15 protein-coding genes and 1 pseudogene are annotated in these 22,663 nt (G+C 71.1%); 5 read left to right on the top strand and 11 right to left on the bottom strand.

The genetic code is table 11. The features are described 5' to 3' along the window. Positions 1-80 precede the first annotated feature (80 nt). Positions 81-1,106 carry a LacI family DNA-binding transcriptional regulator gene (locus Actob_RS04300; RefSeq protein ID WP_284918744.1) on the bottom strand — a complete coding sequence of 342 codons (1,026 nt, stop codon included), beginning with the start codon at positions 1,104-1,106 and terminating at the stop codon, positions 81-83. A gap of 157 nt (positions 1,107-1,263) precedes the next feature. Here Actob_RS04300 and Actob_RS04295 point away from each other — a divergent pair, with 157 nt between their 5' ends. Continuing rightward, a complete protein-coding gene (locus Actob_RS04295; protein WP_284918743.1) occupies positions 1,264-2,334 on the top strand; it encodes an alpha/beta hydrolase in 1,071 nt (356 codons plus the stop codon). Here Actob_RS04295 and Actob_RS04290 read toward each other — a convergent pair. Then, a pseudogene (locus Actob_RS04290) lies at positions 2,307-2,990 on the bottom strand (helix-turn-helix domain-containing protein); the annotation flags it as partial. The gene Actob_RS04295 and the pseudogene Actob_RS04290 overlap by 28 nt on opposite strands. Positions 2,991-3,138: 148 nt before the next feature. On the opposite strand from Actob_RS04290, the gene Actob_RS04285 reads away from it, so the two are divergent. Next, a complete protein-coding gene (locus tag Actob_RS04285; RefSeq protein WP_284918742.1) occupies positions 3,139-4,224 on the top strand; it encodes an NAD(P)/FAD-dependent oxidoreductase in 1,086 nt (361 codons plus the stop codon). 204 nt (positions 4,225-4,428) lie between these two features. Here the strand turns inward: Actob_RS04285 and Actob_RS04280 are convergent, their stop codons facing one another. Then, complete coding sequence (locus Actob_RS04280; protein ID WP_284918741.1) at positions 4,429-5,259, bottom strand: TrmH family RNA methyltransferase; 831 nt, start codon at positions 5,257-5,259, stop codon at positions 4,429-4,431. A 366-nt stretch (positions 5,260-5,625) separates the two neighbouring features. On the opposite strand from Actob_RS04280, the gene Actob_RS04275 reads away from it, so the two are divergent. Then, entirely contained in the window at positions 5,626-6,618 is a 993-nt protein-coding gene (locus tag Actob_RS04275) for a hypothetical protein (RefSeq protein ID WP_284918740.1), read from the top strand. Between the two features lie 195 nt (positions 6,619-6,813). Here the strand turns inward: Actob_RS04275 and Actob_RS04270 are convergent, their stop codons facing one another. From Actob_RS04270 to Actob_RS04250, 5 genes are read right to left on the bottom strand one after another with little or no spacing between them, the layout of a single operon-like run. Next, complete coding sequence (locus tag Actob_RS04270) at positions 6,814-7,830, bottom strand: branched-chain amino acid ABC transporter permease (protein WP_407653559.1); 1,017 nt, start codon at positions 7,828-7,830, stop codon at positions 6,814-6,816. Further along, positions 7,827-8,693, bottom strand: a complete 867-nt coding sequence (locus tag Actob_RS04265; protein WP_284918737.1) for a branched-chain amino acid ABC transporter permease — start codon at positions 8,691-8,693, stop codon at positions 7,827-7,829. The genes Actob_RS04270 and Actob_RS04265 overlap by 4 nt, the downstream gene beginning before the upstream one ends. Position 8,694: 1 nt before the next feature. Then, on the bottom strand, positions 8,695-9,399 hold the full coding sequence (locus tag Actob_RS04260; protein WP_284918736.1) for an ABC transporter ATP-binding protein: 705 nt from the start codon (positions 9,397-9,399) through the stop codon (positions 8,695-8,697). Then, a complete protein-coding gene (locus Actob_RS04255) occupies positions 9,393-10,139 on the bottom strand; it encodes an ABC transporter ATP-binding protein (protein ID WP_284918735.1) in 747 nt (248 codons plus the stop codon). The genes Actob_RS04260 and Actob_RS04255 overlap by 7 nt, the downstream gene beginning before the upstream one ends. A gap of 5 nt (positions 10,140-10,144) precedes the next feature. Next, positions 10,145-11,332 (bottom strand): substrate-binding domain-containing protein, encoded by a 1,188-nt coding sequence (locus Actob_RS04250; RefSeq protein ID WP_284918734.1) that lies wholly within the window; start codon positions 11,330-11,332, stop codon positions 10,145-10,147. 152 nt (positions 11,333-11,484) lie between these two features. Between Actob_RS04250 and Actob_RS04245 the strand changes: the two genes are divergently transcribed. Then, a complete protein-coding gene (locus Actob_RS04245; RefSeq protein WP_284918733.1) occupies positions 11,485-12,252 on the top strand; it encodes a 3-hydroxybutyrate dehydrogenase in 768 nt (255 codons plus the stop codon). 18 nt (positions 12,253-12,270) lie between these two features. Continuing rightward, a complete protein-coding gene (locus Actob_RS04240; RefSeq protein WP_284918731.1) occupies positions 12,271-13,074 on the top strand; it encodes an alpha/beta fold hydrolase in 804 nt (267 codons plus the stop codon). A 62-nt stretch (positions 13,075-13,136) separates the two neighbouring features. Here the strand turns inward: Actob_RS04240 and Actob_RS04235 are convergent, their stop codons facing one another. The 3 genes from Actob_RS04235 to Actob_RS04225 all read right to left on the bottom strand — a co-directional run bounded on the left by Actob_RS04235 (position 13,137) and on the right by Actob_RS04225 (position 22,423). Then, a complete protein-coding gene (locus Actob_RS04235; RefSeq protein WP_284918730.1) occupies positions 13,137-14,957 on the bottom strand; it encodes an arabinofuranosidase catalytic domain-containing protein in 1,821 nt (606 codons plus the stop codon). Positions 14,958-15,287: 330 nt separating this feature from the next. Further along, a complete protein-coding gene (locus Actob_RS04230) occupies positions 15,288-15,614 on the bottom strand; it encodes a hypothetical protein (RefSeq protein WP_284918729.1) in 327 nt (108 codons plus the stop codon). Next, positions 15,611-22,423 (bottom strand): RHS repeat-associated core domain-containing protein, encoded by a 6,813-nt coding sequence (locus tag Actob_RS04225; RefSeq protein WP_284922228.1) that lies wholly within the window; start codon positions 22,421-22,423, stop codon positions 15,611-15,613. The genes Actob_RS04230 and Actob_RS04225 overlap by 4 nt, the downstream gene beginning before the upstream one ends. Between the last annotated feature and the right edge of the window lie 240 nt (positions 22,424-22,663).

The raw sequence follows: 22,663 nt of genomic DNA, 5'->3' as shown, positions 1-22,663 counted from the left end.
AGGAAACCTTCGCCACATACGCCAGTCAATGCGCTGGAGGTTCCGGATGCGGCGTTTCGGTTCCGGAACCGTGAAACACGTCAGACGGTCTTCACCGGGCCGGTCGAGTCCCGCACCACCAGCTCGGTGGCCAGCTCCAGGTGCAGCGCGTCGAGCCGGTGCCCGCCGAGCATCCGCAGCAGCAGGTGCACCGCCATCCGGCCCATCTCGCCGAGCGGCTGCCGGACCGTGGTCAGCATCGGATCGCAGGCCGAGCCCAGGTCGATGTCGTCGAACCCGGCCACCGACAGGTCGTGCGGGACCCGCAGCCCGCGCTCGGCGGCCGCGCGCAGCGCCCCGATCGCCATCTTGTCGTTGAACGCCAGCAACGCGGTCGGCCGGTCCGGCAGGTCGAGCAACTCGGCGGCGGCCCGGTGACCCAGCCCGGTGGTCGGCTCGGCGACGAACCGGAACAGCCCCGGGTCGGGCAGCACGCCCGCGTCGGCCAGCGGCGCGAGATAGCCGTGGAACCGGTTGTCACTGGCCAGCCAGTCCCGCGGGCCGCCGACGATGCCGATCCGCCGGTGCCCCAGCTCGATCAGGTGCGCGGTCAGCGCGCGGGCACCGGCGAAGTGCGCGGCGGACACCGCCGCCACGTCCCGCGGCGGCGAGATCCGCGGGTCCACCAGGACGAACGGGAAGCCGCGGTCGCGCAGCCGGACGAGCTCGGCGCCCGGCTCCGGGGGCAGGATCAGCACCGCGCCGGCGACGTCCCGCCGCGCCGGCAGGGTGGGCAGCACCCTCGCCTGCTGGGCCACCGTGCCGGCGTTCAGGATCACGTGCAGGCCGTGCGGCTCCAGTGCCTCGGCGACCGCGGAGACGATCAGCCCGAAGTAGTCGGTCAGCACGTACGGGCAGCGGACGAAGACGCCGGCCGCCTGGGTCCGGGTGCCGCGCCGGCGCGGGGCGCGCTCGCCCAGGTCGCCCATCGCGCGCAGCACCCGGTCGCGGGTGCCGGGGGCGACGTTGGCCCGATCGTTCAGCACCCGGGAGACGGTGGCGATGGAGAGACCGGTGACGGCCGCGAGGTCGCGCACGGTGACTTTTGTTTCATCGCCCTGTTTCACGAGCGAAGCATAGACCTGCCTCGCTACCTGCGATACCACGGTACGACCGGCGTAGCCCTCGAGTACTAGGGGTTGATTCCCGCCACGGGCTGACGCCGGGCACCCCACCGTCTTCCTACCTTTCGTCGCACAACGGACATCGACGCAGGGGGAAGTCGTGAGTCGCATCTGGATCGTCGCCGTGGCGCTGCTGATCGCCCCGGCATTCTGGCTGTTCGGGCCCACCCAGGCGGTCGCGACGCGGCTTCCCGGGGTGGCCGAGTGGCAGGCCAACGGGCTGCCGGACCCGACGGCCGCGCCGGCCGCCATCGCGGCGTTCTTCGCCAGGCTCGCTCCGGCCGAGGCGACGGAACTCGCCCGGAGATATCCGGACGTGGTGGGCAACCTGGACGGCGCTCCCACAGCGCTGCGGTACGCCGCGAACCACTCCTCCCCGGACCGGCGGATCCTCGCGCTGGACCGGCGCGGCGACGGCCGGATCGTCGAGGTGCTCGGCGACCTGGCGACCGCCTCCCGGGTGGTCATCCTGATCCCCGGCGTCGACACCACGCTGGCGAACTTCGACACCGGCCTCGGTGGCGTCGAGCGCCGCGCCCCCGCCTGGCAGGCCCGGCAGCTCCACCACGAGTTGCCCGGGGACACCGCCGTCATCGCCTGGCTGGGATACGACCCGCCGGAGGGCATCCGCCGCGCCGCACTCCGCGAGGACCGGGCCGCGGCCGGCGCGCTGGCCCTGCGACGCTTCGTCGACGGCCTCGTCGCCCAGCGACCGGACCAGCGGATCGTGCTGGTCGGCCACAGCTACGGGTCCATCGTGGCCGGTCGCGCCGCCGCGTACCTGCCGGCGCAGGTCACCGACATCGCGGTGCTCGGCAGCCCGGGGATGGGCGTCGCCGACCGCGCCGCGCTGGGCGGGACCGCCCGGATCTGGGCCGGCAGCGCCCCCGACGACTGGACCCGCAAGCTGCCCGGGATCCGGGTGTTCGGCCTCGGCCACGGGCGGCTGCCGATCGACCCGGCCTTCGGCGCGCTGCCGCTGCCGGCCGACGACGTGACCGGCCACGACGGCTACTTCGCGACGGGCACCTCCACCCTGCGGGCGATCGCTCAGCTCGCGACCAGCCGCAGCGGCGAGATCCCGCGCAGCGCCTCCGCGCTCGCCTCGTCGGCCGGCAGCTGGACCAGCAGCTTGAGCCCGTCGTCGCCGGGCAGTTCCATCGTCTCGTAGGCCAGCCGCACCGGCCCGGCCTCCGGATGCGTCAGCCGCAGCACCCCGTGCGGCCGGGGCACCCCGGGCACCCGCGCGGCCCGCTCGGTGAACTCCGCACCGGCAAGCAGGGTCAGCTCATCGGTGAATTCCGGCCGCGGCGGGCCGCTCTTCAGCGCCGCCACCTGCTCGTCCGCGACGTGCGCCCAGTCCGGGTACGCGTCCCGGGCGCGCGGGTCGGTGAACACGTACCGCACCAGATTGGGCCGGTCGCCGTCGAACAGCCCGATCGGCCCGGCCAGCCGGCGGAACCCGGCGGTGTGCGCCAGCACGTCACCGACCTGGTTGACCAGCGCCGCGGCGGCCGGTTCCAGCTGGTCGAGCACGGCGCGCAGGCCGGGCCGGACGTCCCGCACCGGCGGCCGCTCGGCAGCGCCGCAGCGGAACCCGCTCGCCACCTTGGTGAGCCGGTAGAGATGGGCCCGCTCGGCGCTGGTCAGCCGCAGCGGCCCGGCCAGCGCCGCGAGGACCTGTGCCGAGGGGTGCCGGTCCCGGCCCTGTTCCAGGCGGATCAGGTACTCCACGCTCACCCCGGCCAGCATCGCGACCTCGGACCGGCGCAGTCCGGGCGTGCGCCGCCGCTGCCCGGGCGGCAGCCCGACCTCGGCCGGCGTCACCTCGGAACGGCGGTTGCGCAGGAACGTGCCCAGCTCGTTGTCGCTCACCGATCGACGGTAACCCGGCGGCGTCCGCTCAGGGTGTCCCCGCCACTACCACCCTGAGCGCGGTCTCCCTACGGTCCGCGGATCGATCGAGAGTCGAGGCATGAAACCGAGAGTTGTGGTGGTGGGTGGCGGTTACGGCGGCATCGCGGCGGCGGGTGCCCTGGACGACGTCGCCGACGTGACCCTGATCGAGCCGCGCGAGACGTTCTTCCACAATGTCGCCGCGCTGCGCGCCGCCGTCGACTCGGCCTGGGCCGACAAGATCTTTCTTCCGTACGACGACCTGCTCTCCCGCGGCCGGGTGGTCCGGGACCGGGCGACCCTGGTGACGCCCGGTCACGTGGAACTGGCCGCCGGCACCCGGCTGGACGCCGACTACCTGGTCCTGGCCACCGGCTCGAGCAGCCCGTTCCCGTCCCGGATCGACGTGACCGGCCGGGACGCGGCCCGGGCCCGGCTGCACGACGTGCGTGACGTGCTGGACCGGGCCTCGCACGTGCTGCTGCTCGGCGCCGGCCCGATCGGCCTGGAGTTCGCCGGCGAGATCGCGGCGGCCTGGCCGGAGAAGCGGGTGACCGTCGTGGAGCGCGGCCCGGCACTGGTCGCCGGCCGGTTCCCCGACGGGTTCCGGGTCGAGCTGGCCCGGCAGCTGGACGCGCTCGGCATCCGGGTGCTGCTCGGCACCACCCTGACCGCGACGCCCGACCCGGATCCCGGCACGGTACGCCCGTTCACGGTGGCCACCGGCACCGGCGAGATCATCGCGGCCGACCTGTGGTTCCCGGCCTACGGCACCGGGGTCCGCAGCGACTACCTCGGCGCCGAGCTGGCCGCGGCCCGCCGGTCGAACGGCCGCCTGGCGGTCACCGAACACCTGCGCGTCCCCGGCCACGACCGGGTCTTCGCCATCGGCGACCTGGCCGACACCCCGGAGCTCAAGATGGCCCGGGCCGCCGGCCAGCACGGCGCCGTGGTCGCCGCCAACATCCGCGCCCTGATCGAAGGCGGTCCACTGACCAGCTACGAGCCCATGCCGGACGGGATCGTGCTGCCCCTCGGCCCGTCCGGCGGCGTCACCTACGACGTGGGCGCGGGCCTGCTCGGCGCCGAGGTGACCGCCCAGATCAAGGCGAACTTCCACCTGGAGCACGTCCTGGAGACCCTGCGCGCCGCCGCCACGGTCTGACCCGGCTGGCCGCCACGGTGGTGTCGCACGCCCGGAGACCACCACCACGACCAGCCACAAAACCGGCTGGCCGCCACGGTGGTATCCCACCCCCAGAGACCACCACCACGACCAGCCACAAAACCGGCTGGCCGCCACGGTGGTATCCCACCCCCGGAGACCACCACCACGACCAGCCCGGCGAAGTGCGGGCGGGCGGACGGGTCAGGCGGCGCGGGGGCGGCGCTGGCGGGCGGCCTCGTAGAGGACGACCGAGCCGGCCGCGGCCGCGTTCAGCGAGCTGGCCGCGCCCGCCATCGGGATGCGCAGGATGTGGTCGCAGGCGGCCCGCCACGCGCCGCTCAAACCCCGGGTCTCGTTGCCGATCGCGATCACTTTCGGACCGGTGAGATCGTGGTCGGCGAGGTCCACGTCGCCGCCCTCGTCGCTGCCGAGGATCTCCACCGGGAGCCCGCCGCGGCGCAGCGCGACCACCTCGTCGACCACCTCCCGGTGGCTGGACACCTGCACCACGGGCAGGGCGAACAGCGAACCGGTGCTGGCCCGGACGGCCTTCGGGTCGTACGGGTCAGCGGCGTGCCCGGTGATCACCAGGCCGGAGGCGCCGAACGCGTCGGCGGACCGGACCAGCGCGCCGACGTTGGCCGGGGTGGTCGGCCGGTCGAAGACCAGGGTGAGCATGTCCGGCCCGGTGGGGATCCGGGACAGCTCGTCGGCCGGCATCCCGACCACGGCGAGCAGCTCCGGGGACTCGTCGTCCTTGCCGCCCAGCTCGCGCATCAGGTCCTCGGCCAGCGCGAACCGGGCCACCCCGGAGGTCCGGTCGAGGACGTCGCGGCTCCACTGGGAGGGCCGCCGGGTGTCGTCGAACAGGACGGCGTGGATCGGCCAGCCGTGCTCCACGGCGAGCGTGATCGGCCGGACGCCCTGCACCAGGAACTCGCCGGCCCGGTGCCGCTTGGTGCGGTTGGTGAGCAGCGCCTGCCACTGCTGGAAGGTCGCGTTCCGGGTGCTGATGCGCAGTGTCCTGGACATTCCCACTATCCAAGCAGTCCGGGACCGGTCGTCGCGCCCCGGGTGACCCCGGCCGCGCGGTGGTCGCTGTTCCGGGACGAGTACCCGGTCACCCCGGGCTGCCGGTGGACCTGGACGGGGTCGAGGAGGCGATCCATCCCTGGCGGGACGGGGTGATGGCGGACGTCAGGTGCCGGATCGGGTCGGGGGAACGCTGGGGCGCCGGGACTGCTGCCTCCGGCCCCGCGGCTCGGCAGCCGGCGATGACCAGCGCCGCGATCCACCCCACTCGGTGATCAAAAAGGGCCGAAACGCCCCTGCCGGACGCCGTGACGATGACGTATCGTCCGAACCTCCGATCCACGGACACCCCGAAAGGACCACCTGGTGCTCCGCACTCTCCGGCCCGCTCTGCTGCTGGCCACCGCGTCGGTGACGGCCGGCCTGCTGACCGCCCCGGCCGCCGCCTTCGCGGCCGACACCACCACGCAGCTGACCGCCTCCCAGATGTCCGCGGCGCTCAAGACCGTGGCCGGCTCCACCGGCGCCTCGGCCGCCAAGGGCTGGGCCGGTTCGTTCCGGATGACCAGCGAGCGGCAGGGCTCGGGCAGCGGCACGTTCGTCACCGACCCGGCCGGCGGCCGCGCGTACACCCGGATCGACGTGCCCTACCAGCACGAGACCCAGTACGCGGTCGCCCGGAAGGGCGTCTACACGTCGCTGAGCACGGCCCGGGAGAAGGCCGCCGTCAAGATGATGCGCCGGCCCTCGGTGAAGTACGTGTTCGCCGCCCGGCCGTCGCTGAACATCACGTCGTGGACCAGGGACAACAGCGCCGACCCGTCGACCGTGCTGACCGACGACACCGAGTACGCCGGCACCAAGGTCACCCACACCGACAACTCGGCCACCTACCGGTTCGACGACGACGACGAGGGCGCCTACACCTACGAGGTGTCCGCGGCCGGGGTGCTGACCAGCGCGAAGATCAGCTACTCGAGCTACATGACCGTCGCCTTCACCTGGCGTTACGGCGCCCAGCACGTCACCCTGCCGACCACCGCGCAGACGATCGGCAGCGCCACCCTGGACAAGGGTCTGGCATACCTCGACCTCGGCACCGACGTGCGGAAGCTCGCCAAGAAGAGCGCCGCCGACGTGCGCGTCGCGGCGAACAAGCACACCGTGCGCGTCTCGGTGCTGCGCAAGGTGGTCAAGCGGGACGTCACCAGGTTCAACCAGGATGCCAAGGTCAAGGTCGTGGCGGTCACCACCGTCACCGGCGGTGTCCGGATCAGCGCCCGCAACCCGTGGACCGGCGTCAAGGTCGCCTACACGATCAAGGCGTCCGGCAAGAAGGTCGTCGTCACCAAGAAATAACCCGGACCCGATTTACGGTACGCGAGAGGCCGGCGCCCGTGGTGGCGCCGGCCTCTCGTCGTCACCGCCACAGCGGCACCCGCTCCCGGCACCGGGACTCAGCCCGGCGGTGCCTCGCGGCCGTGACCCGGAGCGGACATCGCGTCGAGCCACGGGACTTCGCCCAGCCGTACCGGATGGGGGTTTCGGGCGAGGTCAGGAGGCGGCCTCGGCGGGGCGGCGCAGGGCGCGGCGGATCGGTTCGACGCGGGCGCGCAGGCCGGCCAGGCCACCCGGGACGAAGTAGACGGCCAGGATGAACAGCGTGCCGAGGACGAAGAGCGGCTGCCCGAGCGGGCCGGGCAGCCGACCGCCGAGGTGGGCCAGGCGCTGGTCCAGGAACGCGTAGAGGATGCCGCCGGCGACGGCGCCCCAGCGGGTGCCGGCGCCGCCGAGAACCGCCATCACGATCAGCGCGAGGGTGAACTCGGAGGACGCCACGTGCGGTGACGCACCGCCGGCCACCAGGACGTAGACGGCGCCGCCGAGCGCGGCCAGGGCGCCGGAGACGACGAAGGCGAGCAGCTTCAACCGGTACGGCGACAGCCCGACCACAGCGATCCGCCGCTCGTCGTCGCGCAGGCCGATCAGGGTCCGGCCCAGCGGCGCCCGGTCGACGGCGTGCACCACCAGCACGGTGACCACCAGGAACGCCAGCGCGAACCAGTACAGGTTCACCGTGTTGACCACCCCGACCAGGCCGCCGGGCAGCCCCGCCGTGGCCAGCGGCAGGCCCTCCTCGCCGCCGGTGAGCCCGCCCGGGTCCCGGTTCACCAGGATGTGGCCGACCTGCGCGAAGGCGAGCGTGACCATCGAGAACGCGATCCCGGAGGTCTTCAGCGCCACCGAGCCGAGCAGCGCGGCCAGCGTCGCGACGGCCGGCACCGTCACCGCGATGGCGGTCCACAGTGGCCAGCCGTAGTGGCTGACCAGGATGTCGACCCCGTACGCGCCGCCGGCGATGTGCAGCGCGTGCCCGAAGGAGAGCAGGCCGGCCCGGCCGAACAGCAGGTCGTAGCCGAGGGCCAGGCCACCGAAGACCAGGCAGACGGCGAGCAGCTGCAGTGTGCCGGGCGAGTTGAGCGGGCCGTCGAACAGGCCCGGCACGGACAGCGCCGACCACGGCAGCACGATCGCCGCCAGCAACAACACGAGGGGCACTGACCTTTTCACGCGGTCGCCGCCTTTCCGGCGATCCCGGCCGGGCGCAGCAGCAGCACGATGGCGAGCAGGGCCACCACGCTGACGTCGCCGGCACCTGACGCGCCGTAGTAGTTCACGAACTGCTGGAGGAGGCCGACCACCACCGCGGCGACGGCCGAACCGGTGACCGAGCCGAGCCCGCCGATCACCACCACGATGAACGCGAAGATCAGCAGCGAGCCGCCCTGACCCGGCGAGATCGAGGTGAAGTACATCCCGCCGAGGATCCCGGCCAGCCCGGCCAGCGCGCCGCCGATCGCGAAGACCAGCGTGAACGCGTTGCGGACGTCGATGCCGAGCGCCTTGACCATCGTCCGGTTCTCCACGCCGGCCCGGATCACCAGGCCGTACCGGGTGAAGCGGAGGAAGGCGAGCAGGCCGGCCAGCACCAGGACGGCGGCGCCGATCAGCAGGAACCGGTCGTCCGGCACCTGGGCGCCGAGCACCGTGGTGACGTTCCCGGTGAACGCGAAGGCCGGGAACACCCGGGCGTCGGCGCCCCAGATCGACTGGAGCAGCGCCACCCCGGCCAGCGACAACCCGACGGTGACCAGCACCTGCTCGGTGTGCCGGGCGTAGAGCGGGCGGATCATCGCCAGCTCGACCAGCGCGCCGGTGGCCGCCGCCGCGACGACGCCGGCCACCACGGCCAGGGGCAGGCCCAGGTGCGGGGCGGACCACCAGGTGACGTACGCGCCGACCGAGAGGAACAGGCCGTGCGCGAAGTTGAGCACCCCGGCCAGGCCGAAAACCAGGGACAGGCCGGAGGCGATCAGGAAGTAGAGCGCCGCCAGGCCGAGCCCGGTCAGGGCCAGCAGAACCACAGTGGACAAGTCAGTGCCTCCCGACGCCGAGCAGGGATCGCGTCGCGTCGCCGTCCGCGAGCAGGTCGGTGGCCGGGCCACGCCAGGCGACCCGCCCGGTCTCGATCACCACGGCGTCGGTGGCGAGCTTGCGGACCACCGCGAGGTTCTGTTCGACGAGCAGCACCGGCACCCGCTCGGCGACCCGGCCGAGCACGGTCGCCACCGAGGTGACCACCGCCGGCGCGAGACCCTTGGTGGGCTCGTCGACGAGCAGCAGCCGGTTCGGGTTGAGCAGCACCCGGGCGATCGCCACCATCTGCTGCTGACCGCCGGAGAGGGTGCCGGCCCGCTGCTGGGCGCGCTGTTCCAGCTCCGGGAAGAGCTCGTGGACCAGTGCGTAGTCGGGGTCCGGGACCCGTTCGGCCAGGCGCAGGTTCTCGGCAACGGTCAGGCCGGCGAAGACGCAGCGGTCCTCGGGCACGTAGGCCAGGCCGTCGCGGACCAGCCGGTGGGTGGGCCGGCCCTGGATCGACCGGCCGCCGAACGCCACCGAGCCCTCGGCCGGCACCTCGCCGAGGATCGCGCGCAACGTGGTGGTCTTGCCCACGCCGTTGCGGCCGAGCAGGGCGGTGACCCCGGCCGGGGCGACGTCGAAGGTGACGCCGCGCAGGATGTGCGAGCCGCCCAGGCGTACCGAGAGCCCGGTGACCCGCAGGATCGGCGCGCTCACCATCCCTCCCCCAGATAGGCCCGCTGCACGAACGCGTCGGCCATCACGGCGTCCGGGCTGTCGCAGGCGAGCAGCGCGCCGTGGTGCAGCACGGCGACCCGGTCGGCGAGGTCGAGCACCACGTCCATGTGGTGCTCGACCATCAGCACGCTGCGACCGGTGCCGGCGGTGAGTCCGCGGATCACCTCGACCAGGGTCGGCACCTCCTCGGTGCTCACCCCAGCCATCGGCTCGTCCAGCAGCACCACCCGCGGTTCGCCGGCCAGCAGCAGCGCGATCTCCAGCTTGCGTTTCTCGCCGTGCGCCAGCGATCCGGCGTCCCGCCCGGCGCGGTGCTCCAGGTGCACCTCGGCGAGGATCTCGGCGGCACGGGCGGTGACCTCCCGGTCCGCGCGGCGGCTCCAGGCGCGCATCGCGCCGCCGCGCCGCGCCTGCACGGCGAGCGCGACGTTCTCGGCGACGGTCAGCGAACCGAAGACCGCCGAGGTCTGAAAGGTACGACCCAGGCCGCGCCGGGCCCGACGGTACGGCGCGAGCGCTGTCACGTCGTCCCCGGCGAGCCGGATCCGGCCGGCGCTGGGCCGGCGCAGCCCGCTGATCAGGTTGAACAGCGACGTCTTACCGGCGCCGTTCGGTCCGATCAGCGCGACGAACTCGTCCGGCGCCAGCTCCAGCGTCACGTCGTCGACGATCGGCACCGCGCCGATCCGCCACGACACCCCCTCGACGGCGAGGGCCGTCATCCGTCTCAGCCCTTCATCGCGGCGACCGGCGGTGCGGCGGCCTCGGCGTCGACGGTGCCGGTCAGCGTCGCGGTGGCCGCGTCGCCGGTGCCGGTCAGCTTGGCCTGGAACATCGGCTGGAGCAGCGCGTGGTCCTCGGCCCGGACGGTGAGTTCGCCCTTGACCGAGTCGAAGCGGTAGCCCTCCAGCGCGCCGACCATCTTGTCCACGTCGTCCGGGCCGGCGGTCAGCGCGTGCACGATCATCTGCGCGGCGGCGAAGCCGTCCGGGTGGAACAGGTCGGTCCTGCCGCCCGGTACCGCGCCCTTGAGCGCCTGGTAGGCCGGGTTGTCCACGGCGCCGTCGAAGTAGTGGGCGAGCAGGTTCAGTTTCGCGCCGCCGGCCCCGAAGCCGGCCCACGAGGCCCGGATGTCCAGGCCGGTGACCACCTTGGTGCCGGCCAGCACGCCCTGCTGGTCGAGCGCCTGCCACATGGCCCCGGCCGTGGTCCCGGCCCAGGCGACGAAGACCAGGTCCGGCTCGGCGGCCTTGATCTGGCTGGCGAACGGGGTGAAGTCGGTGGCGCCGGCCGGCACCGCGATGCTGGTCACCGTCGCGCCCGCGCCGCCGAGCACCTTGGTGACGGCGTCGACGTTCGACTTGCCGAACGCCGAGTCCGGGGCGAAGACGGTGACCTTCCTGCCCTCGCCGAGGAACGCCTTGGCGGTCAGCACGTCCTGGTACGACTGGCGACCGGAGCGGAAGGTGTACCTGTTGGCCCCGGTGATCCCGTCGGTCGCCGCCGGACCGGAGACGAAGAGCACCTTGTTCTCCGCGGCCAGCGGCGCGACCTGCAGCGCGACGCCGGAGCTGGTCGAGCCGGCGAGCACCCGATAGCCCTTGCCGATCAGGTCCTTCGCGGCGGAGACCGCCTTGACCGGGTCGCCGGCGTCGTCGGTCCAGGTCACGTTGATCGCCCGGTCACCGATCTTGCCGGTGCCGTTCGTCGCGTACGCCAGGCCGGCCTTGAACCCCTCGGCGTACTGCGCGCCGTAACTGGCGAGCGGGCCGGACTGGGAGTAGACCACCCCGACATCGATCGCGGCATCGTCCCCGGCGGATCCCCGCGGACTGCCGCAGCCGCTCGCGGTCACCACGACGGCTGTCAGCGCGGCGCCCAAGAGTGTGCGCCGGGTTGTCGTCAAGCCCCTCATCGGACGCCTTCCGTTAATAAGACTTTCGGTGTGGCCACACGGTAGGAGGCGGCGAGTGACGCAGGCCACCGTCGTCATGCACATCGATGGACTTGCCCTTGTGTGGGTCGCGCACATATTCGCCGCCGTCGCTGGTCCGTACGGTCACCGCCATGACGACGGCACGGGTGGTCGACCTCGACCTGACGGGACGTACCGCGCTGGTGACCGGCGCCGGCAGCGGCATCGGGCGCGCCTGCGCCGAACGACTGGCCGCGGCGGGCGCCGAGGTGCTGGCCGTGGACATCGACGAGCACGCGGCGAAGGAGGTGGCCACCGCCATCGGCGGCCGGGCGATCGCCGCCGACCTCGCCGACCTGGACGCCGTCGACGCGTTCCCGGCACACGTCGACGTACTGGTGAACAACGCCGGCCTGCAGGTCGTGGCGCCGCTGCCGGAGTTCCCCACGGACCGGTTCGCGCTGATCCAGCGGGTGATGGTGGAGGCGCCGTTCCGGCTGATCCGCCTGGTGCTGCCGCACATGTACGACAGCGGCTGGGGCCGGATCGTCAACATCTCCTCGGTGCACGGGGTGATCGCCTCGCCGTACAAGGCCGCCTACGTGACCGCCAAGCACGGCCTGGAGGGGCTCTCCAAGGTCACCGCGTTGGAGGGCGCCGAGCACGGGGTGACAGCGAACTGCGTGAACCCGGCGTTCGTGCGGACCCCGCTGGTCGACAAGCAGATCGCCGACCAGGCCGCGGTCAACGGGATCGCCGAGGCCGAGGTGGTCGAGAAGATCATGCTGAAGCGGGCCGCGATCAAGAAGCTGATCGAGCCGGAGCAGGTGGCCGAGATGGTCGCCTACCTGTGCAGTCCCCCGGCCTCGTTCATCACCGGCTCGTCGATCATCATCGACGGCGGCTGGACCGCGCACTGACCTGGGAGGTGGTGTTCCGTGGAGGAGATCGACGTAGCGGTGGCCGGTGGCACGCTGCGGGTGCTGAGCTGGCCGGCCGACGGACCGGTGGTGATCGCCGCGCACGGGATCACCGCGAACGCGCTCTCCTGGGCCGCCGTCGCCCGCGCCTGCGCGGGCAAGGTGCACCTGGTCGCGCCGGACCTGCGCGGCCGGGCGTTTTCCGCGGGTTTGCCGGGACCGTATGGGATGGACACACACGCCGACGACCTGATCGCTGTCGCCAGTCACTTCGGCGTCGGGAAGGCGCCGCTGGTCGGGCACTCGATGGGCGCGTTCGTGGTGGCGGCCACCGCGGCGCGGCACCCGGACCGGACCGGGCCGGTGCTGATGGTCGACGGCGGGATCGGCCTCGGGGTGCCCGCGGACGTCGACGTGGACGTGGCGCTGGAGGCGGTGATCGGCCCGGCCATGCGGCGGCTCGCCATGACCTTCGGGTCGGCCGCCGAGTACCTGGCCTACTTCCGGCAGAACCCGGCGCTCGGCCGCTACTGGGGTCCGGACCTGGAGGCGTACCTCCTGCGCGACTTCACCGGCAGCGGCTCGTCCTGCCGCATCGAGGCGATCCGCGGCGACGCCGCCGACATGCTGCGCCACCCGCGTCCGGCACCGTTCCCGCTGCTCTGGGCGCCGCGCGGGCTGATGGACGAGGAGACCGGCCTGTACCGCGCCGAGCAGCTCACCGGCGTCGACGCCGAACTCGTGCCGGACGTCAACCACTACACGATCCTGCTCGGTTCCGGCGCCGAGCACGTCGCCGGCCGCCTTCTCACCCTGATCTGAAAACCGCTTTCCGGTACGCCCGGAGCGGTTCCGTGCGTACCGGAAAGCGGTTTGCCGATCCGTCAGGTCAGGGCGAACCTCTGCGCCGCGCTGCCGTTGCAGTCCCAGATCCGCAACCGGGTCCCGTTGCCGGTGGCGCCGCTCGGCGCGTCCAGGCAGCGGCCGGACTGCGGGTTGCGCAGCGAGCCGTCGGCCTGCTGCTGCCAGACCTGGCCGCCGACGCCGTTGCAGTCCCAGAGTTCGACCTGGGTGCCGTTGGCCGTGCCGTTGCCGACGATGTCGAGGCAGCGGCCGAGCGTGCGCAGCGCCCCGTTCGAATGGTGGAACCAGTGCTGGTCGACGGCGTACGACTGACAGTCCCAGATCTGCACTGCCGTACCGTTCCCGCCGGTGTCGTCCCCGGCGACGTCGGTGCACTTGCCGCCGGGCGTGCCCACGACGCCGCCGGCGTTGACCGCGAACTTCTGCGCCGCCGCGCCGTTGCAGTCCCAGAGCCGCAGCCGGGAGCCGTTGCCGGTGTTGCCGTTCGGCGAGTCCAGGCAGCGGCCGGACTGCGGGTTGCGCAGCGAGCCGTCGGCCTGCTGGATCCACTTCTGGGCACCGCCGCCGTTGCAGTCCCACAGCTGGATCAGGGTGCCGTTGGCGGTCCCGTTGCCGGTCGCGTCGACGCAGCGGTTCAGCGTGCGCAGCGAGCCGTCGGCGAAGTGCGTCAGGTGCTGGTCCTCGGCGTACGTCTGGCAGTCCCAGAGCTGGACGGCGGCGCCGTTGGCCCCGGTGTCGTCGGCCGCCACGTCCACGCACTTGGCGCCGGGGCCGGTGACGGTGCCCTGCGGTCCGTTCGGGATGTGGGTCTGCCCGGCGTAACCGACGCCGACCACGTTGGCCTGCACGGCGTTCTCCGCCGCGTCGCTCGGGTAGCCGTAGACCATCGCGCCCTCGAACCAGGTGCCCCGGTTGCGGTTGGAGTTGTCGCCACCGATCGCCAGGATGATGCCGCCCTCCTGGTGCATCGGCTTGTAGCCCGGCTTGTCGGTGGGCAGCGAGCCGTTCCACCAGGTGGTCAAGCCGCCGGACTGCGCGTTGCCGCCCTTGAGCGCGTACGTCGTCTGGCCGTTGTTCTTCAGCACCGCGGTGACGAAGGCCGAGTTGTTGCCGGGATTCGGGTTCGAGCCGTTGGCGCCCTGGAACATGCCGTTCTCCAGGTCCGCCTCGATCCACGGGCCGGAACCCTGGCACGGCGCGAAGTAGCAGGTGGTGGCGATGCTGACGGCGTCCATGTGCCCGTTGCCGGTGTCGTACGGGGTGGACTCGGCGTTGCCGTAGTCGAAGCAGCAGTCGGAGCCGACGTGGGTGCCGCTGGCGACCATGTAGACGCCCTCGGGCTGGCCGTTGACGGCGACGCCGGACGCTACGCCGGTGTAGCGGTAGCCGACGCCCGGGGTGCCCCAGATGCCGTACACCTTGTGGCCGCCGGCCGTCACCGCGATCACGCCGGCGCCGGCACCGCGGTCGCCGCTGCCGGCCCCGCCGTCGGGCGCGACGGACAGGTCGTTGTGCCGGCTGGTCTGGTCCCAGATCTTGGTGATCCGGCAGGTGCTCCCGTCGCAGAAGGCGTCCTGGTCGCCGGCGTTGGCGTAGCCGCCGGCGGCCAGCGTGCCGACGTCGTGGGTGGCCCCGTCGGAGGCCCGGGTGACCTGATAGAGCCGGCCGCTGTAGGCGCCGAACAGGGCGCGGGTGGTGCTGTGCGCGGCCACGCAGGGCGTGCCCGCCGAGGCGTAGATGTCGCACGGCAGTGTTCCGGCGGCGTTCGCCGGACTCGGTGCGGCGATCAGCCCGACGACCAGGCTGATCGCCGCGACGATCAGAGAGCGTTTTCTGGACATGCTGAGGGTGCTCCCATCGGTGGCGGACGGAGCTGAGGACATCGACATACGTCGAGTCATTGATGTTTCGGAAGTTACGCCGCCCTGATCGAAACAGTCAATATGCGGCCGGTAATGTTCGATTTTGTTGGATCATAAGCCGGGCCGCGCTCTATACGATCTTGCCCGCATGTGATCGGAGCGGCGGGACGCCGGTGACCGCCGGCGCCGGTGATCCCGGCTGCCACCAGAACGGCGGGTGTGGCCGGGCGGCGCCACAGCCGCCGCCCTGACGGGCGCTCCCCGGCCGAGCTGCCGACCCGACCGGGGGAACATAACCCGTGCGCTTCGCTACGTCAGCATTTCCTCGATCGTGATCGACTTCGCCGATATCACCATTTCGTGAGCCTCTGACCACAGGACCAAGGTCAGGCGAACCAACCCCTCCGCCACTTCCTCAATGAAGGCGGAAGTCACCTCCGCATAGAACCACGGCCGCCCTCCTCCGTCCGTCTCGAAACGGAATTCGCGCAACGAGTCAGCCACGACCCGGAATCGACGGACATCGTCGTCACTGGTGGTCGAGATCACGAGATCCGCCCGCCCGGCCGCCACATCGAACCAGGTGGACTCAAGTTTGCCACCCCAAAGCCGGTCGACAAGAATGTCGCTGTTCATCGCCTGACCCCATTAACGATACCCATTATCGTCTGGAACGAGTCTCCGTCGATGTCGACATGTATCTGCTTGGGATCGTTCGAACGCTCCCCCGTCCGCGTGAACGACTCCTTACCTTCAACCGAGAGCCTCCAGTACGGAAACTCGCGTCCACCACTTCCGGCATGCATCACCCGGAGCACTAGATTCCGGGGCTTGTTGGGAATCGACATGGTGAAACCATCGCCCTTGGCGGGTTTGACCGGAACACCCAAGGCATCCCCTAACTGCCCGGCGAGGGACTCGGTAGTCTCCCTAGCGGTCTTCGGCCCGAGAGGCTTATCCGCCATCGCCGGTGCGGGAGTATCACCACAGTTGTGCACCAACACCGGCGTGTCACCGGCGAGCACGTAGTACGTGTGCAGATTGGCGACCGTGAGGTTGTGCATGTGGTGCGCGCCGGGGTAGGCGTACACGTTGGTGACCGTCGCCGCGTCGTGGCCGGCCTGGTCGCGCAGGTGGTGGCCGGTCGGTAGGTCGGCGGCGTTGGTCCATTTCTGGTCGGTCTCATCCCAGAAGGGGTGATGCGCGGTCGTGTTGATGACCGACGAGGTGCCGTCGGTGAGCTGGACCGTCAGGTCGGCGAAGTCCTCATCGACGTTGTCGTGCAGGACCTCGACCTGTTCGGCGGCGTTCTGGCCGGTCTGCGGGTCGGTCGCGAGGACCTCGTCGCCCACCTCGATGTCGCCGATGGGCTTGCTGTCGCCGTTCGCGAGCAGCACCGGCGTGACGGCGGTGAAGCTGTGCATGCACTTGCCGGGGCCTTTGACCCCGTCCACCACGGTCAGGACGTCCAGTGCCGCCAGCGCGCTGTGCCCCGTCGCGCCGGCCCAGTCGCCTTCCTTGATGTCGCCGGCGATGTTGCCAGCCTGGCTGACCAGGTCGGCGGCGGCCAGCGGGACGGCCAGCAGGCCTTCGACCGCACCGGTGTTGAAGGAGTTGATGGCATCGCCGACCCCGTGGATGTTGCCGTCCAAGGCGTCGGTCGTCATCTTGCCCGCGGCTCCGGCCGCCATCATGCATCCGACGGTTCCGGTACCCGCGGTGAGCGCCTCACAGCCGACGAACGTGGTGATGCCGACTGCCGCACCCGCCAGGGTGTTCTTGTTCTCGGCGACCCAGTCGATGCCGCGCTGCCACCAGGCCTTCTTCTTGGGCTTGGGCTGGTTGTGGCTTCCGCTGCCGCCGTTGCCGCCGCCACCGTCGCCCGAGGAACTACCGCCGCCGTTGTTGTCGCCACCGTTGTTGCCGCCGCCGTCGTTGCCGTCACCGGCGCCGCCGCTGGTCGGGTCCTTGGTGTAGTCGTTGCTCTCCCGCTTGGCGGCACCGGCCGTTCCGTAGAACAGGTCGTCGCCGCGCATGCCGGTGGGGTCGGCCTGGGTGATCGGGTTGTTGCCGCAGTACGAGTACGCGTTCCACTGCTGTGGATCGGTCAGGTCCTGCACCGGGTCGACCGAGATGAATCGGCCCAGTGATGGGTCGTATTCGCGGGCGCCGAGGTGGGTCAGTCCGGTGGCGTCGATGTCGCCGCCGACGAAGCCCTTGCCGTTGACCCACGCGGGGTTGGTGCCGCGCGGCGCGCCGTAGGGCGTCTGCCGGCGGATGCTGACCTGTTGGGTGTACGCGTTGACAGCCGTCGACTGGGTGCCCTGGTGGTCGCTGAACAGCCAGGTCAGGCTCTGCGCCGCGACCGTGCGGGAGGCGACCACCGTGCCGCCGAAGCTGTAGTAGCGGGTCGCGTCGTTGGCGGTGGTGCTGGCCCCGTTGCGGCGGATCTCCTGGCCGGGCAGGAACAGTGTGGTGCCGGTGCTGTCGCGCCGGATCAGCCGGGTCCCGTCGGCGTCGAAGAGGTTCGTGGCGACCTTGGTGCCCTCGACCGTCTTGACCGCGTGGCCCTCGGCGTCCCAGGTGATGGTCTGGGTGCCGGTGTCACCGGGCCGGCTGGTCATGTTCCCGGCCGCGTCGTAGCCGTAGCCGACGGTGACGCTGCTCTGGTCCGGGCTGGTCGTGGTCATGCCGGTGACCGCGTGCGGGCGGATGACGTCCTTGCCCGCGGTGGGCACCGTGTAGCCGCGCGTGGTGTCACCGGCGGCGCTGTGCGAGACCTCCTTGGTGCGGTTGCCCAGCGCGTCGAGGGTCCAGTCGATCCAGTACGGCGCGGGTCCGCCCAGGTTGTCCAGCGACGGCGCCGTCGTCTTGCAGTCGACGCCGGCCTTCGGCGTCCACGCCGAGGTGAGCCGGATCAGCGAGTCGTAGACGAAGCACTGGATGTCGGTCTGGCCCACCTGCGGGGCGTCGGTGACCTGCTGGATGTTGCCGGACGCGTCGTAGCTGTAGGTACGGTCGGCCACCGTGCCGGTGGCGGTCTCCGGCTTGACCCGCACCTGGTGCACCCGGCGGGTGTCCAGCTCGTAGGCGAGGGTCTGCTGCGCGTACACCCCACCGGTGATCTTGAGCATGGTGGAGGTCGGCTCGCCGTACGCGCTGTAGTCCTGCCCGGCCACGTACGTGCCGACGGTCGACCACAGCGAGGTCAGGGTGGTCGGCAGGCCCGTCGTCTTGTCGTACGCGGTCTCGACGCCCTCGCTGGGCAGCGTGGACGCGGCCGGATAGGTCAGGCTGGTCGGCGCGCCGGTGTAGGGCGAGTAGGAGTGGCTGTACACATACGTTCCGCCCAGCCCGGTCTCCGCCGCCGGGATGATCCACTGCTCGCCGCTGACCTGGTTGCGCTGGGTGAAGTTGGTGGCGCGCCAGGTGTACGGCTGGCGGGTGCCGTCCGCCGCCGTCTCGTACCGGGTCTTCTCGGTGACCTGGCCCTTCAGCGTCAGGCCGTTGGCGAGCTTGTCGTACTTGAGCTCGACCCGCTTGTTCGCGTCGGCGACGCTGCCGTCGTAGACGCCGGTCTGGCGGCCCAGCGAGTCGTAGCTGTAGGCCAGCACCTGGTTGCGGGCGTCGGTGGTGGTGAGCAGGTCACCGAGGTCGTTGTAGGTCGAGGTGGTCTTGCCCTTGTCCGGGTCGACGGTCTCGATCTGGCGGCCGAGCAGGTCGTACTTGTAGGTCCAGGTGTCGCCGGCCGCGTCGGCCGCCGAGGTCATCCGGTTCTTCGCGTCGTAGCCGTACTTGACCGTGTCGTGCCCACCGGCGACACCCGCCGCGGTGTTGTACTGCCACAGCTCGACGGTGCGGCCCTGCACGTCGCTGACCGTGGTCTTGGGCGTGCTGCCGGCCGGCGGCACCACCGTGACCCGGTCGCCCTCGTAACTGGTGGTGGTCCGCCACTTGTCGACGATGTTGGTGACGCCGTCACCGGAACGGAACACGCTGGCGGTGGCCCGGCCGGCCCGGTCGTACTCGGTGAGCGTCTGGGTGGGCACCGACCACTCCGGCTCCCACCACAGCGTGCCGGACGGGCTGCCCGGCTCGGCGTGCGCGCCGAACGCCAGGTACGCCTGACCGTACTGGTCGTACAGGGTGTCGGCGACCACCCGGCCGCCGCCCACCGCGATCCGCTGGGTCTGGCGCGAGCGCAGGAACCCGTCGTAGATGGTGTACGAGTCGTTGGTGCCGCCCGCCGCGTTCAGCGTCGTCGACTTCACCCACGGGTAGCTGCTGCGGTTCGCGTCGAAGTGGTAGGTGTACGCCGCGACCGGCTGGGACGGGTGGTCCGCCTTGGTCCAGCCGGCGTCCCAGGTCTTCGTGGTGCGCCCGAGCGGGTCGTACGCGACGTCGGTGATCCGCTTGTTGACATCCGAGATCTGCACCACCGACGACCACGCCGGGTTCAGCTTGGTGGTGGTGACCCAGCCCATGCCGCTGGTCTCGGTCTTCTGGGTGAGCAGCCCGGCGGCCGGGGTGTACGTGCTGGTGACGGTCAGCCCGCGGGCGTCGGTCTCGGTCGCCTGCCGGCCGAACTTGTCGAACGTCGCCTGACCGCTGGTCAGCCACACCGTGCCACCGGCCGGCGTCCAGTCCTTCATCAGATCGGTACGGGTCAGGTCGCCCAGCACCGGCGCGGTGCTCGCGCTGGTGGCGCCGTCGTAGAAGGTCACCGCGTCGTCGACCATCTGGTCCTGGCTGGTCGGCTTGACCCCGCAGGCCAGCGCCGTGGTGGTCACCCGGCTCGGCAGCGACAGCAGGTTGCTCGCGGTGTTCCGGTTGTACGTCGTGGTGGTGCACTTCTCGTCACCGGACCTGGCGTCGTCACCGTTGTCCTGCACCGCGACCGGCATGCCGTAGGAGTCGAACGTCGTCGAGGTGCTGTTGACCCGCCAGCCGCGCGAGCCGTTCACACCCAGCGCCGTACCGGTGTACACCTTCGCGGTGTTCACGTAACGGGCGGTGGCCGTGTCCCCGTTGATCGTCCGCGACGCGGTCGGCGCCGACAGCCACGGCACGTTCACCGTCTTGGAGACCGGCTTGTCCTCGGTACCGTTGTAGACGACCTGCTCACGGACCATGCCGGCGAACTGGTCCTCGTCGTACACCGTCTCCGAGCCCAGCGACGCCGGCACTGTCACGCTGCGGGTGCCGCCGGAGGGCGCGAGCTTGTCACCGTGCATGCCCCGGAAATAGGTGGTCCGGGTCAGCGTCTGGTTCGTGTCACCGACCCGCGTCGACACCGTCTTGTAGCCACGGAACTGGTCCCACGTCTTGTACTTCGGCTTGCTCAGCCCGTCGTCGTCGGCGTAGTGCCAGGCCGGGTCACCCTCGTACGTGTAATAGGTGTTCTTCGCCGGCGCCTGATGCCCGTCGGCCAGCTGCACGTCCATCTCGGTGATCTGGGTGACCACGTACTTGTGCCACCACTCGGTGATGTCCGCGCCCGAGGTGCTGTACGGGTCCGGGCCGATCACCGGGTAGCACAGCTTGGTGTTGTTCTGCGGCGAGGACGGCAGGTTGCCCGCCGAGCACTCCGGCTGCGAGTAACTGACCTGCAGGATCGCGCCGGTCTCGGTGTGCACGGCCGCCATCCGCAGCCAGTTGTTGGTGGTGTTCGTCTTGGTCAGCACCCGGTTCGGCTTGGCGACCGGGTCGAAGGTCACCGCCGGCATCGCCGCGGTGCCACCGACCAGGCCGGTGTGCGTCACCGACTTGAGCCACAGGCCACCCTTCTGCCCGTCACCCGGCGACGGAAAACTGTGCTCCAGCGTCCACGAGTCGACGTCCTGCCAGCCCGCGCCGCCCGCCTTCGACGTGTCGTACACCCGAGTACTGATCTTCGTCAGCCGCTTGGTGGTCCAGAACGTCGGCGAGTACTCGTCACACGTCGCCGCGTCGGCCTTGCACTCCTGATCCCACGGCGTGTCCGGCCAGTGGCCGCCGTCATGCGTCGAGCAGTCGGCCAGACACCTGTCACCGACCTCGAAGTTCACCTGCGCCAGCGCCGCCACCGACCGGTCACCGGCACCCCGATCCCAGGTGCCGTAATCGATCCGGCTCAGATAACCGCCCCGGATGTACGACACCGTCTTGGACGCCGACCCCTCCTGCGCGTACTTGTTCGACTCGGTGCCGTACCAGTACGAGATCGTGTTGCCGTGCGTGTCGATCGCGTAGTCGAGGTTCCACCGCCACGCCTGCTTGCAGTCCGAGTCGGCGAACGCGCTCTTGTGACACGGCTCGCCCTCGTGGTTGCCGTAGACCGGCGCGGTCCACGCCGAATTCGTGGCATCGCTCTGCCCGGCCAGCTTGTTCAGCCCGAAGAAGTACTGGATACCGTCGTTGGTGGTGACCTTCCAGTACTCACCGTTGTCGTCGCCGTTATCCGCACCGGTCAGCAACTCGACCTTCGAACCGTTCTCCGACCGGCCGTGCCAGCCCTTACCCGCCTCGTAGATCAGCTCGGTGCTGCTGCCACCCAGCGACAACGTCGCGTTGTTCGACCGCCAGCACTGCTCGAACGAATGCGCCGGATTGTTCGGCGACCCCGACTTGTCGTCATCACACGACACGTAACGCCGCTCCACCGAACCCGGCGAGAACTCGAAACCCTCACCGATCCACGACGGCTGGTTGTTCGTGGCCGACGACCGGCCGTCCACACTTGACGACGAATACGACAACGACAGACCCGGCTGCGGGCCGTTGTTCCCATTCGGCGCGCGCATCGGGTACGACCAAGTGAAGTCACCGGTAGCACCACCGGCCGACCAGGTCGACGACGACGACAGCGGCGTGGCACCGAAATCCCCCGAGTCACCCGACGGCGCCGCCGCCAGCGCGACCATCGCCGTCCTCGCCGCCGCCACCGGCACCTCACCGGTCACCGTCGTGCTGCTCACATCGTTGCCCGACGGCAGCAGGGTCGGCGAACAACCCGCCCTGTCAGGTGTGCTCAGCGCACAATCCGGCAGCCGCCACCACCGCAGCCGCGACGACCAGTTCCCGCCATAGGCGTACCGGAACTTGTCGTAGTTCATCGCCACCCTGGCCGTGCCCGCGGCCTGCGCCGACACCTTGACCACCACGCCCCGCCGCCAGCGCGCCGGCACCGCACCGCGATCGACCACCGCCGCGGTCATCCCCGAGGCCACGGCCGCGCTGCGGGCCAGACCCGCCTTCGGCGTCACGCGTACGGCCGACCCCGCCGCCGGCCACACCGGAGCCGGCAGGTCCACCTGCTTACCCGGATGCTCCGCCCAGCCACGGCCGGCCACCTCACCGCCGTCGTGATCGAGCTTCTCGGCCTGCGCCTTCAACGGCGCGGGCCTCTCCGCGGCCAGCGCGGGAACCGACATCATCGACGCCGTCACCGCCGCGGCCGCCACCACCGCCAACGACCACCGCGACCGCGACGCCCGAGCCAGACGCCCGATCACGAACCCGCCGCGCGGAAACCGACCATCCAAGATGGACCCGAAATGGGCATACCGCGCCCGCCGTTCGTGGCCGACCATCATGCACTCCCCCGCGCAGCCGCGATCAATCGCTGCGATGCTAGATCCACTCGATCGGGAAGTAAATGCATGAGTGCGAATCAGTAAATAAAGAGACCCGCCGGTGCCGATCAC

Source organism: Actinoplanes oblitus (assembly GCF_030252345.1).
In the GTDB taxonomy this organism is placed as follows: domain Bacteria; phylum Actinomycetota; class Actinomycetes; order Mycobacteriales; family Micromonosporaceae; genus Actinoplanes; species Actinoplanes oblitus.
Note: the sequence above shows the minus strand (reverse complement) of the source record. Positions and strands in the feature narration are given on the sequence as shown.

Coding starts and splice junctions, on each gene's coding strand:
- Actob_RS04285 (WP_284918742.1), top strand. CDS start 3,139: ATGAAACCGAGAGTTGTGGTGGTGGGTGGCGGTTACGGCGGCATCGCG.
- Actob_RS04280 (WP_284918741.1), bottom strand. CDS start 5,259: ATGTCCAGGACACTGCGCATCAGCACCCGGAACGCGACCTTCCAGCAG.
- Actob_RS04260 (WP_284918736.1), bottom strand. CDS start 9,399: ATGGTGAGCGCGCCGATCCTGCGGGTCACCGGGCTCTCGGTACGCCTG.
- Actob_RS04255 (WP_284918735.1), bottom strand. CDS start 10,139: ATGACGGCCCTCGCCGTCGAGGGGGTGTCGTGGCGGATCGGCGCGGTG.
- Actob_RS04250 (WP_284918734.1), bottom strand. CDS start 11,332: ATGAGGGGCTTGACGACAACCCGGCGCACACTCTTGGGCGCCGCGCTG.
- Actob_RS04245 (WP_284918733.1), top strand. CDS start 11,485: ATGACGACGGCACGGGTGGTCGACCTCGACCTGACGGGACGTACCGCG.
- Actob_RS04235 (WP_284918730.1), bottom strand. CDS start 14,957: ATGTCCAGAAAACGCTCTCTGATCGTCGCGGCGATCAGCCTGGTCGTC.
- Actob_RS04230 (WP_284918729.1), bottom strand. CDS start 15,614: ATGAACAGCGACATTCTTGTCGACCGGCTTTGGGGTGGCAAACTTGAG.